Here is a 12834-nt window from a genome sequence, read left to right on the forward strand (position 1 = left end):
TTTATGTAGATATTGTTCTATATTGTCTCACGCAGTGTCAGGACCACTTTTCCTGCACCAGTCCTGCACCAGAATCGAGACAACATCATGGCAGCCAAGAACGACATCCCCGCCACTAACCCCGATAGCTTCTGCAAGAGCATCAAGGCAACTCAGAAGACCCAGTACTTCAAAGACAGCAAGATGCCAGGCCTGCGTCTTCGAGTAACCCCGGCCGGGGGTAAGTTTTGGGTGTTTGGCTATTCCGCCAAGATAGCACCTGCTCCGATCAAGAAGCCCAAAGACAACTACGTCAACCGCTCCATGAGCCTGGGGCCCTTCAATTATGGTAAGGGCGCTCCAGTAGACTCGCTAACGGTCAAGGAGGCTCGCGACCTGGCGGCGGAGCACAAGGCGCGAGCCAAGCGTGGTGAGGACCCCGCAGCTGACAAGAAGCGCACGGAGCTCGACAGGATCAGCCGTGAAGCAGCGAGAGTCTCAGTCCGCGACGTGTTCGAGCAGTGGTGTTCGGACGATCTTGTTCGTCGCAAGGACGGTGGAGCAGAAGCGCGGCGGATGATGGAGAAAGACGTACTCCCCGTGATCGGCGAACTTGGCATTGAGGATGTACGCAAACTCCACATCAGTACGATCAACAGCACCGTCAAGAAGCGTGGACTTCGAATCGCCACAGCAGTCTTTTCGTTGATGCGTCAGCTTTTCGGCTACGCCGTCGAGCGTGACTTTATTGAACAGGACCCGACCGCCAGCATCAAGAAGTCGAAAGTGGGCAGCTCCGGCGAGATCCGCGAGCGCGTCCTGAATGAGAAGGAAATCCGGGAGCTATTCCAAAAGCTGCCCAGCGCGGGCCTCGTCGGCACAAACGAGCTTGCGCTGCCAATCCAGTTTGCTACGTGCTGCCGCATTGGGGAGCTACTCAAGGCCCGCTGGGGGCATGTTGACCTTGAAGCCCGGATCTGGCGCATCCCGTCCGAGAATAGCAAGAACGGCAAGGCGCACGAAATCTACCTGTCGGACTTTGCACTCGACTACTTCCAGCGCTTGCACCAGCTAACGTCCGGAACTGCATGGCTGTTTCCGGCCGCTCGCTCTGACGGCCATATCAACGAGAAGGCGATTACTAAACAGGTGGCCGACCGGCAGCGCGCTCCTGAGAAGGTATTGAATGGGCGAACTGCCAAGCACGCAGAAGCTCTAATGCTAACCTCTGGAACCGGGGAGCAGTGGCGCCCGCATGACCTCCGCCGCACCGGAGCGTCGCTGATGGTGGAGCTGGGCGTCCTGCCCGAGGTTGCGGAGCGCTGCTTAAACCACACCGAGCAGAGCAAGGTCAAGCGGACCTACCAACAGTTCAGCTACTGGCCGCAGATGCGCGAAGCATGGAGCAAGCTTGGCGATCGCCTGGAGCTGCTGAGCAGAGAGCCAAGCACAACGGTTGTCGTGGCCAACTTTAGGCAGCGCCAGATCTGAAGCCACCTGCTTGTCATGTTACTGCGCGTAAGAAGCACCTGCGCGAATTCCAACACACTACGACGAACTCGGTCTGCCGAAGCAGTAGACCGAGTAACCGCTCAAAGCATTCCGCCACTCCAAGTAAGCCAGGTTGCTGACCATCTAGCCTGGCGAGCACTGTCATTCCTCATAGCCCCTTCCCCAATCCGCAAGACACTTGCCGTCAGCCCCGAAGTTAATAAAAACTCTAACACAGTTCGGTTAAACGAAATGGATTCAAATGCACGCGCACGCCTTTCCTTTAACGTATTGACTTTGTCACACAAATAAGCACTCACAACAATTTCAGCTTGCAATTTAAAAATAACAACCATGACAAAAATTATTATATAAAAACACCCATATCGCACCTTGACGCTTTAAAACAAAACGATATCTTACGCACATTAACGAGACACCAGCCGACGGAGTGAAGTAACCCGAGCTACAACTACGGGCATATGGATAACTTTCCACGCCCCTCCGGTTCGCAATGCAGCCCTGAACCAAAACGCAAACCAGGAGGCGTGCACGGAGCTGCATAGGTGTTGCAAAACCAAGCTGGCGCATCCTTAGGAAGCCACAAAGAGCGCGCCCTACGGCATGCGCAGACCGCTTTACAGTAATGGAGCGAGCCTACGACGAAGGAGTCAGCTTCGCCGATGCCCACTAATGAATCCAATTTCAGAAACCACCGAGGAGAGCTATGAATCATCCACCACTTTTCAAGCGTAAGGACCCTTCCAACAGATAAAAAACCTTAAAAAATCGAAAAAACTTCAAAAAAACTGAAAACCTAAAAATTACTCGAAAGCCTGTTAGCTCACAGCGATCGAAAACATTCATCACACCAAAACCAGCACTAGCCATAAAGCATTAGTATTTAATGAAGCTCGCGAAGAACTCTAAAGAATGCCGATGCCATTCGAGCAACCCCCTCCCCCTGGGCTTGAACATTCATAAAGCGCCGGTTGGTCCACCGTCGCCTTGTTGTTTCCGTTCGTCTTTAGCCAACTAATTTTCAACAGGAACAGCCTAATGCACAAAAGCCAGATCCTTCGCCCAACCCACGCCGCCAACTTCATCAGCGTCAGCCGCGCCACCCTGTACCGCATTGCCAAGAACGACCCGACCTTCCCGCGCAAGATCCGCATCGGTGAGCGCTGTGTTGGTTACCGAGAGTCCGACCTGTCGAAGTGGCTCGAAGCACGGGAGGTGGCAGCGTAATGGCGGCAGTAACCCTCATTCTTGGCACCACCAGCCTTGGCTCTGTCAACGTCAAGAAAAATACCCCGAGCACCTACATGCAATCGACGACTTCGTTCTTGCCGCAACCGGTTCCGCCAAAAGACGTCGTCACCGTGCCTGTCGAGGCTGTAGCAAAAACATGCCGACAGTCTCACAAGAAGGTCATGGCGCTCGTCAACTCGCTGATCGAAGATCGATTCATCGGCGCGCATGAGTATGCTACGGCGTACTCGGCCAACGCCTGTACCGCACCGAGCGACTATCACCTGGACGAGTCTGCGGTTCTGAAGATCCTTCCGTTTATTTGCGGACGTACGCCCCACCCCGAACTGCTGAAGCTCATCAAGCGCCTTTTCCGCAAGGCGGGCAAGCACTGGGAACTGGACGAGGTCTGCCGGACGCCCGACTGGCAGAAAAATCGATCCGCAGGCAAGATCGCTCGCAAGGATCTCAGCCAGGTGGTCGATGAGTTCAGAAAATACTCCATCGAGCAGGGCAGCAAAAACGCCGTGCGTCAGCACGGGAACATTACCAGAGCTATTTACAAGGCGCTGTTCCCGACCAGAAGCCCCAAAGACTGCAAAGGACTGCGCGACCGACTCACTGATCACGAACTGGCTCTCCTGGCCACCGCCGAGATCATCGCGAAGTGCGCGCTGACCTCGGGGATGGCACAAAACCGCCACTACAAAGCTATCTATGAAGAGGTTAAGGAGCGGCTGCACGCCTTTGCCTGCTTGCTCTCCGAGAATGATCTGACCGGCGGCTCTGAGGAGCTGCCGAACAAGGAGGCCGCATAATGAACCTGGCGAATCAGCATAGCGCTGTTGATTTCGCCATGATCAACAGCCTGCTCACCCCTTCTCGACTCGTGCCGGAGTGGCTGCCGGACGGCAAGGCTGAAGGCCGCGAGTGGGTTGCACTCAATCCCACACGCCACGACCGGAAACCCGGCTCGTTCCGGGTAAACCTCGACTCCGGAAAGTGGGCCGACTTCTCGACCAGCGACTGTGGCGGCGATCTGATCAGCCTCTGGGCCTACCTGAATAACTTTAGTGATCAGAAGACCGCCGCGCTGGACCTGATGAATCGCCACCAGCTCAGCGCAATGCGTGCGGCGGCAAATGATGCACACCACCAGCCAACCGGCTCCGGGGAGCAGATCCTGCTCCCGGCTCCGGCCACTGCACCGATGCCGCCGAAAACCCATTTCAAATTCGGCGAGGCGACCAGCTCGTGGACATACCGTGACAACAAGGGCCAGGTGCTCTTTTACGTCTGCCGCTTCGATCCGGTCAGCGAACGCAAGCAGGTTCTGCCCTTGACCTACTGGCAGGACAGCCAGGGCAGTGGCTGGCGCTGGAAAGGCCTGGCCAGCCGCTCCCTCCGCCCGCTGTATGGCCTGGACCGACTGGCACACCAACCCGATGCCAAGGTCTTGGTCTGCGAGGGCGAGAAGGCCGCTGATGCGGCACAACAGCTGTTCCCGGAGCTGGTGGCGGTGTCCTGGATGGGTGGCACCAACGCAGTCTCCAAAGCCAACTGGGAGCCGCTGAAGGGCCGCAAAGTTGTGATCTGGCCGGACAACGACGAGCCGGGCTGCAAAGCTGCGGCGGTGATCATCGAACAGCTCAAGGGCCTGACGTCCGAACTGCTATTGATCGCCCCCCAGGCACTCCCGGATAAGGCTGATGCAGCCGATGTGACCCCGGACCAGGCGCGGGAGCTTCTCGACCAAGCGCGGGCGGTCAATGTGGCACAGACTCGAACGCAGCCGGTACCGCTGCCCAATAGCCTGCCGCCGGTGGAGCCCTTCGATCCAGCACTGCTGCCTGAAGTGATCCGCAGCTATGTCATGGACGTCGCCAATCGCCAGCAGTGTGCGCCCGACTTCTGTGCCGTCGCGGCACTGGTTAGCCTGGCAGGTGTACTCGGCCGCAAGGTACTGATCCGCCCGAAGCAGAACGACGACTGGACCATCACACCGAACCTCTGGGGTGCGATGATCGGCGGACCCTCGGCGATGAAGTCGCCGTCGCTGAGCGCTATGCGCTTCCCTCTCGACTTGATCGAACGCGAGATGAAGGAAGCGCACAAGGCTCAACTGGCGGAGTCGGTAATAGATGCCGAGCTGCTCGAACTGGAGCGCAAGGCAGCCAAGCAGCGGGCCAAAAAGCTCGCCGACCAGGGAGACCGCGACGGCGCCAAGGCACAGCTGGCTCTGCTCGAGTCTTCCGTCGCCGTACCGGAGGCGCCGCCCCGCTTGATCGTCAACGACGCGACCGTAGAGGCACTCGGCGAACGCTTGAATGAAAACCCGAACGGGCTGGTCCTGGTACGCGATGAGCTGGCGGGCTGGCTCTCGAAGATGCAGCAAGATGAGTACGCCGCCGACCGAGCCTTCTACCTGGAGTGCTTCAATGGAGACGGCCGCTACACCTATGACCGCATTGGACGGGGCACGGTGTCCATCGAGCACTGTAACCTCTCCATCATCGGAGGTATCCAGCCGGCGAAAATTGCGCCGCTGGTACGGGGCGCAACGCGCGGCACCGATGACGATGGCCTGATCCAGCGCTTCCAGCTTGCCGTCTGGCCGGATCCGGTACGTAACTGGGCCTGGAACGACCGTGCTCCGGACGCGAGAGCCAAGGAGCTGTACAAGCAGACCTTCTATCGGCTCCAGGCTTTGAGCTTCGAGCTGAACGAGGGGCAGCCGCCGTACTGGCGTTTCACTCCGGATGCCCAGCAGGTTTTCATCGAGTGGATGACCGAGCTTCAAGCGGAAGCCAGGAGTGGGGAGCTGTTGCCGGCACTCGAAGCGCACCTGCTGAAGATGCCGAAAACCATTTGCTCCCTGGCACTGCTGTTCGCGGTGATTGACGGCCAGCGCGGTGAAGTAGACCACGACTCCACTTGCCGTGCACTTGGCTGGGCGCGCTACCTGCGCAGCCATGCTGAACGGCTGTATAGCGCCGCCGGAAACCGGGACATCAATGGGGCCAAGACGATCGTCGCGAAACAGGACCAGCTGCCCAATCCTTTCAGCAGTCGCGATATCCAGCGCAAGGGCTGGGCTGGGCTGGATAGTGCCGACGCGGTCCGGGAGGCCCTGGAGCTGCTTGTTGATCACCACTACCTGCTGGTGGAGGAAACGCAGACCACAGGGCGACCCAAGACCGCTTATTTCTGGCAAACGTTCGAGGATGCAGCATGAACCCTTGGCTGCAGAAAATCGGGCAACGCACCCAACACGGCACCGACAAAACCGACATTACCCCTTTTGTCAGTTTTGTCGACCAGTCACCGGGGGCTTTTAGTGAAAATTGGAGGTTGTCTGAGCCATACGAAGATGCACCCGGACACTACAGACTGGTAGAGCCTGGCGCGGATGAAACCCAACCGCGCTTGCTCTTCGCCGAGGACCTGCAGGACTTGCCGTTGCTCAAGGACGACCGCGACTTCGTCAACCGCCTGTTGGGGCGCTGCTCGATGAATCAGAGGCACGACCGGCTCAGCCACTATCACGACCTCTGGGTCAAGGCACACGCACAGGAGCCTCTGGCCCACCGTCGTGAGAACGCGGGCCGATACGCGGCCAACAGCTGGCTGCTAACCCAGGCGAAGTAGCCACCAGAACAGACACAAGAAGGGCAACCTCGACACCCGTTGGGCTGCCCTTTATCTTTCCCATAGCCCCCCCACCGTGCCACCCGGTCGTACCGAACCTCACAAAACCTCACTTCTGATCGGCTGCTGCCAGCACTGTACACCCTCCACCAGCCCCGTACCACAACCGAACGGCATACTGGACGTTTACGTTCATTTCAGCGCCAGCCTGGTATAGCATGGAGGGTTATTTTCATAATGGACCGGCGGCCGCGTGAAGCGGGTTCGATAGCGCCGCCCTCCCCGACTATTTGGCAGCAAGGACGCTCGCATGTTGTTTCAGTCTAGCATCAGGCGACTACCCGACCAGTGCCACCCACCTCACAAAACTTCTTTATTTGCTCACCAACGGCACCACTTAGAGATAGCTACGTAAACTCCGACTTGTTGGCGCTAGCTTTCGAGCGACGCGCTAATTCCAAGAAGACATCCACCATGCAGTCGCACACGGCACAAATCGGCCACAGCTGCAGCACGCTAATGGGCCCCGGGACTTCATAACCGGAAGTAAATGGCTTCGTTCTCAGTCGTGCCCGCTCTCGGCTTCTCCAACAATCCAGGCACGGAATGTTTCGGCGTGGGGGTGCACATACTGATGTTCAGGATAAGTCAGATAAAAGGCTTCCTGGGTCTCAACTTGCTGGGGAAAGGGGGCTACCAGTCGCCCGTCGGCAAGCATGTCCGATACCAACGAGGTTCGTCCCAGAGCGATACCATGTCCCTGCGTTGCCATTTCCAACGCCGAGATCAGGGTATCGAACCGTATGCCCGGTGATGTTTCGAGATGGGCAAAGCCGGTTTGACCCAACCAGTAACTCCATCCCTCTTTGTAACCTATCACATGGAGCAGCGTCTGACCGACCAACTCCTCTGGTGATGTCGGCAGCGAACCGCCCCCGACAAGCGTCGGACTGCAGACGGGCAGCAGCTTGTCCCAGGTCAGCCGCTCCGCCTTCAGACCCGGCCAGGCGCCCAGACCATAGCGTATTTCGAGGTCGGCATCCCACTTTCGTTCGTCGACCCATATATTGCTGGTAAAGCGCAGTCCCACCTCAGGGTGCAGAGCACGGAACTGTTCCAGGCGGGGCACAAGCCAACGAGTAAAAAACACCAGGTTGACCTTGATGGTCAACGCCTTGGTGAATCCCTGGCCGAAGAGTTCATCGGTTACCGCCACCAGGCTTTCGACGGCATCGCGCACCGGCGGCAGATAAGCCTTGCCGGCATCGGTCAGTTCGAGCCCGCGCGGCAGGCGCTTGAATAGAGGGGTTCCCAGCTGGGTTTCCAGCCCCTTGACCTGCTGGCTGATCGCGGCTTGCGTCAGATTGAGCTCCGTCGCAGCCTGGGTGAAATTGAGATGACGGGCGGAGACTTCAAAGGACCTCAGCCAGTTCAGGGGGGGCAGGCGCTTCTTGTTCATGGGCGTAGGGTTGCTCCGACGGTTCTATTGCAACGAGTGTCACCGATCGGCGACCCGAGCGCCAGCCTGAAGCCACCGTGCAGGTGCGATCGGGATACGGCCCGTGTAACGGCAGGCGTCCACTTTCGGACGGACGCCTGCAGGCACAAACGACTATTTCAGCGTTGGCATAGAGAACTCGACCCCTTCACGCACCCCGGCACTCGGCCAGCGCTGGGTGATGGTTTTGCGTCGGGTGTAGAAGCGTACCGCGTCTGGCCCGTAGGCATGCAGGTCGCCAAACAGCGAACGCTTCCAGCCGCCAAAGCTATGATAGGCCACTGGCACCGGAAGCGGCACGTTAATACCGACCATGCCAACCTGAATATGGGTGCTGAAGTAGCGCGCCGCTTCGCCGTCACGGGTAAAGATGCAGGTTCCGTTGCCATACTCGTGGGCGTTGATCAGTTCCATTGCCTGCTGCATGGTCTGGACTCGCACCACCTGCAGCACCGGCCCGAAGATCTCCTCCTGGTAGCTGACCATCTCGGGGGTGACGTGGTCGATCAGCGTACCGCCGACGAAGAAGCCGTTTTCGTGCCCGGGCACGCTGACCTGACGTCCATCGACGACAACAGAGGCCCCTTGCGCTTCGGCGCTGTTGATATAACCGAGTACCTTTTCCTGGTGCTGGCGGGTGATCACCGGGCCGAAATCATTGCTGCTGTCAGTACAGGCGCCCACCTTGAGGCCGGCCATGGCTGCGCTCATCTTGCCGACAAGCGCATCGGCCGCGGCATCGCCCACCGCGACCGCCACCGACAGTGCCATGCAGCGCTCGCCGGACGAGCCGAAGGCCGCGCCCAGCAGTTGGTTGACGGCATTGTCCATATCGGCGTCGGGCATCACGATGGCGTGGTTCTTGGCGCCTCCGAGCGCCTGACAACGTTTGCCGTTGGCGGTGGCCGTTGAATAGATGTACTCGGCAATCGGCGTCGAGCCGACGAAACTGACGGCCTGCACCCGCTCGTCGTGCAGCAGGGTATCGACCGCCTCCTTGTCGCCGTTGACGACGCTCATGACGCCATCCGGCAATCCCGCTTCCTGCAGTAGCTGGGCGATGAACAGCGTGGATGAGGGATCCCGCTCCGACGGCTTGAGCACAAAGCAGTTTCCGCACACCAGTGCCATCGGGAACATCCACAGCGGCACCATCACCGGGAAGTTGAACGGTGTGATGCCCGCCACGACGCCCAGCGGCTGGAACTCGCTCCAGGAATCGATATTGGGGCCGACGTTCCGGCTGTGCTCGCCCTTGAGCAGCTCCGGCGCGCCGCAGGCATATTCGACGTTTTCGATGCCGCGCTGCAGCTCGCCGAGCGCATCGTGGGCGATCTTGCCGTGCTCTTCGCCAATCAGCGCGGCAATCTTGTCGGCGTTCTGCTCCAGAAGCTCTTTGAAACGGAACATGATACGTGCCCGCTTGATCGGTGGCGTGTCGCGCCAGGCAGGGAAGGCCTCGTGGGCCGCCGCGATCGCCTGCTCGACCGTTTCCCGCGATGCCAGCGCCAGCTGCTTGCTGACGGCGCCGGTAGCCGGATTGAATACGTCCTGGCGGCGCGTGCCCTCTACCAGCATCTGGCCGTTGATCAGGTGTCCCAGTGTTTCCATTGTGTTGTCCTCAAGGTTGGTTCGGGCCATCAGCAGACAGCCCCGGGTTACGTCGGTTTACCAGAGCTGCCGGTACAGCTCGATGATGGCGTTAACGTCGGGTACACGCGGGTTGTTGCCCGGCGAGCCGGACGCCAGCGCCTGCTCCGCCATTACCGGCAACAGCTCGACGAAGCGCTGGCGTTCGATGCCAAACAACTCGGGACTCGGCACCTGCAGTTCGTCGTTAAGCGCCCGCAGCTCGTCGAGCAACTTGCGGTTGGATGTGTCGGTATCGTCCTGTTCGCTTGCGATACCCATGGCCCGGGCGCAATCGGCGTAGCGTTCGGGCGCCGCCGGAATCGACCAGGCAGTGACGGTCGGCAGCAGCATGGCGTTGGATAGGCCATGGGGCACATGGAAAAAGGCGCCGATCGGCCGACTCATGCCATGTACCAGCGCCACCGAGGCATTGGAAAAGGCCACCCCAGCCAGGGTCGAGCCGAGCATCATGGCTTCACGCGCGACCTTGTCCGAGCCATCCTGGTAAGCCCGGCGCAGGTTCGGGGCGATCAGGCGCATCGCCGCCAGCGCCTGGGCATCGCTGTAGAGGTTGGCCTTCCTGCTGACATAAGCCTCGATCGCATGGGTCAAGGCATCGATACCGGTGTCCGCGGTAATGCGCGGCGGCAGGCTCAGTGTCAGCTCGTAGTCGACCAGCGCCGCCACCGGCATGAAGCCGAGACCGACACAGAGCATTTTCTCGTCACTGGTCTCGTCTGTGATGATGGTGACGCGCGTCACTTCGGACCCAGTGCCGGCCGTGGTCGGTACGGCGATGACCGGAAGTCCTCCTTCCAGCACGATGCGGGGGAACTTGTAATCGCGCATCTGACCGCCATGTTTGGTCAGTACCGCAATCGCCTTAGCGCTGTCGATGGGGCTGCCGCCGCCGAGTGCAATCAGGCAGTCATAGTCGCCCGAGCGGGCTTGCTCGACACCCGCCTGAATAGAGCCGACTGTCGGCTCCGGCACTGTGGCATCGAAGATGTCCGGAAAGATCATATGCTGCTCCAGACAGCGCTGAATCCGCGCCGCGTAGCCAAGCTCAACCATCATTTTGTCGGTGACGATCAGGGGCCGGCGGCAGTGCAGACTGGCCAGAACGTTGGGAATTTCCTGACTAGCACCCGCGCCCGTCTGCAATATGCGAGGAAGAACGATTTGTGTGGACATAACAACTCCAGAATTTGTGGTTGCCGAGTCCAAAGGGCCCGGCTTTGCTGGCAGTTCTCGTGGTAGCGACCGGCATCGTCACCCGACAGTGCCGGTCGCGATCAATTGGTGGAGGTCACGGAAACCGCCTTTGCCGTGGCCGGTTCGATCGAACGCCTGGACAGGTCGGCGTCTTTCGCGGCCCGCACGTCGGTCAGCTCCGCGCGCAACGACTTCAACAAGCCGTAGATGGCCAGGATCACCACCACCGAGAATGGCAGGGCCGCCACAATCGACGCCGTTTGCAGCGCCTTAAGCCCGCCGGCGAACAGCAGCACCGCGGCGACGGCCCCGATGGCCATGCCCCAGAACACCCGATAGCGGGATGGCGGATGGTCGTTGCCCATGCAGACCAGGGTGCAGATCACTAGGGTCGCGGAATCGGCCGAGGTGACGAAGTAGGTCACCAGCATAAGGGTGCAGATCGTCGCCATCGCCAGGGTCACGACGCGCCCCATGTCCATGAGCTCGAGCGTCTTGAACAGCGACATCGTGACATCCTCGTTGACGGCGGCGACGACACCGCCGTTGCCGAACAGTTCGATATACATGGCGGTATTACCGAACACCGTGATCCAGAACGCCGCCAGCAGGGTCGGGGCAATCAGCACGCCCAGCACAAATTCACGCAGGGTCCGTCCCTTCGAGATACGGGCGATGAAAATGCCGCAGAACGGTGCCCAGGCGATCCACCAGCCCCAGTAGAAAATCGTCCACCAGCCCTGCCACTGCCCCTGAGGATCCGGATCCACCCAGAACCCGAGCGCGACGGCATGGACGAAATAGTCACCCAGGTTGGTAATGAAGGCGCCGAGAACGTAGGCGGTCGGGCCGAAGACGACGAAGCATCCCAGAATCAGGACGGTGAGGTGCATATTCCATTCGCTGAGTATACGGATGCCACGGTTAACGCCGGACAGCACGGAAGCGGTGGCAATCACCGAGATCACGGCGATCAGAATCACCTGATTGGTGGTGGAGACCTCGATCCCGAGAAGATGGGACAGCCCCGCATTCATCTGCTGAGCGCCCAGCCCGAGCGAGGTGGCGATGCCGAACACCGTTCCGAACACCGCTAGCAGGTCGGCGGCATGACCGATGGGCCCGTAGATACGCTCGCCGAACACCGGATAGAGACAGGAGCGGATTGATAGTGGCAGCCCCTTGCGATAGGCGAAATAGGCCAGCGCCAAACCGATAACGGCGAACAGCCCCCAGCCATGTAAGCCCCAGTGAAAGATGGCCACGCGCATCGCAATCTGCGCCGCTTCCACGGTCCCTTTCTGATCGTCCGCGAAGAAGGGCGTGCCCTGAAGGTGGTAGATCGGTTCGGCAATGCTCCAGAACAGAATGCCGATACCGATGCCCGCACCGAACAGCATCGAGAACCAGGAAAAGTTGCTGAACTCCGGCCGGTCGCTGTCCTGGCCCAGGCGAATGTCGCCATAGCGGCTGAAGATCAGCCAGACCGCCAGAAAGAGACTGAAACTCACCAGAGCGATGTAATACCAGGCCAGATCCGACGCAATATAGTTTTTTGCCGCCGCGTAGAGGGCACTCGCTGCATCGGCATTCAGGACAGTGAATAGTACGAAGACCATTACCAGTAGGCCGGAGCCGATCACCATCACCGGATTGCCGGCGACAGCTCCGCCCGCGGGCCCCATTGCACTCGGGCGACCGCTCATGACCGCACCTCCCCTGCTGCCATGGCGCACGCAGCCCGAGTGCCACCTTGAGGGGTCCGCTGTGGCCGGGCCGGTTCAAGGAAGTTTTCGGGCATCAGCCCGGTCTTGTAATTATTATTCATAGTGAAGGCCTTGATTCTAAGTGATCCAACATCGGGATCAGGATTGATTAATATGACAGCCGATCAAACCAAACAGGATTTTCAATCAGCACAACCAGGCAAGTCGTGAACAACTGATACAAGCCTGCCAGTCGCCCACCAATTGACAAATAGCAACGTCAGATAAAAAAGCGTTCGGACGAACCGCTGCCACCACCAACACGGGATCCATTCTTGTAATTAATTCGCGGATTGGGAAGCAATAATATAATGACCTTAGACCCAAATTTATTTATACCTGAGCGCGACACCC

General features: G+C 59.2%; 9 protein-coding genes. 5 read left to right on the top strand and 4 right to left on the bottom strand.

Annotated features, from left to right (window positions below; genetic code table 11):
• Window positions 1-87: 87 nt before the first annotated feature.
• From IEX85_RS11075 to IEX85_RS11095, 5 genes are all read left to right on the top strand, one after another.
• On the top strand, window positions 88-1470 hold the full coding sequence (locus tag IEX85_RS11075) for a tyrosine-type recombinase/integrase (RefSeq protein ID WP_188860659.1): 1383 nt from the start codon (window positions 88-90) through the stop codon (window positions 1468-1470).
• Between the two features lie 1059 nt (window positions 1471-2529).
• On the top strand, window positions 2530-2718 hold the full coding sequence (locus IEX85_RS11080) for a helix-turn-helix transcriptional regulator (protein WP_188860660.1): 189 nt from the start codon (window positions 2530-2532) through the stop codon (window positions 2716-2718).
• The gene (locus IEX85_RS11085) at window positions 2718-3539 is read left to right on the top strand and encodes a hypothetical protein (protein ID WP_188860661.1); all 822 of its coding nucleotides are present in this window, start codon (window positions 2718-2720) and stop codon (window positions 3537-3539) included. Before IEX85_RS11080 ends, IEX85_RS11085 begins: the two co-directional genes overlap by 1 nt.
• Entirely contained in the window at window positions 3539-5956 is a 2418-nt protein-coding gene (locus IEX85_RS11090) for a DUF3987 domain-containing protein (protein ID WP_188860662.1), read from the top strand. Before IEX85_RS11085 ends, IEX85_RS11090 begins: the two co-directional genes overlap by 1 nt.
• On the top strand, window positions 5953-6369 hold the full coding sequence (locus IEX85_RS11095) for a hypothetical protein (protein ID WP_188860663.1): 417 nt from the start codon (window positions 5953-5955) through the stop codon (window positions 6367-6369). The genes IEX85_RS11090 and IEX85_RS11095 overlap by 4 nt, the downstream gene beginning before the upstream one ends.
• Window positions 6370-6931: 562 nt before the next feature.
• Here IEX85_RS11095 and gcvA read toward each other — a convergent pair.
• The 4 genes from gcvA to IEX85_RS11115 form a co-directional block, all read right to left on the bottom strand.
• Window positions 6932-7828: a transcriptional regulator GcvA gene (gene gcvA, locus IEX85_RS11100; RefSeq protein ID WP_188860664.1), complete on the bottom strand. Its 897-nt coding sequence runs from the start codon at window positions 7826-7828 to the stop codon at window positions 6932-6934.
• Window positions 7829-7981: 153 nt separating this feature from the next.
• Window positions 7982-9478: a CoA-acylating methylmalonate-semialdehyde dehydrogenase gene (locus IEX85_RS11105; protein WP_188860665.1), complete on the bottom strand. Its 1497-nt coding sequence runs from the start codon at window positions 9476-9478 to the stop codon at window positions 7982-7984.
• Between the two features lie 57 nt (window positions 9479-9535).
• Window positions 9536-10693, bottom strand: a complete 1158-nt coding sequence (locus tag IEX85_RS11110; RefSeq protein WP_188860666.1) for an iron-containing alcohol dehydrogenase — start codon at window positions 10691-10693, stop codon at window positions 9536-9538.
• Window positions 10694-10794: 101 nt separating this feature from the next.
• Complete coding sequence (locus tag IEX85_RS11115; RefSeq protein WP_229721886.1) at window positions 10795-12420, bottom strand: BCCT family transporter; 1626 nt, start codon at window positions 12418-12420, stop codon at window positions 10795-10797.
• Window positions 12421-12834 lie beyond the last annotated feature (414 nt).

This window comes from Marinobacterium nitratireducens (assembly GCF_014645375.1).
GTDB lineage: Bacteria > Pseudomonadota > Gammaproteobacteria > Pseudomonadales > Balneatricaceae > Marinobacterium_A > Marinobacterium_A nitratireducens.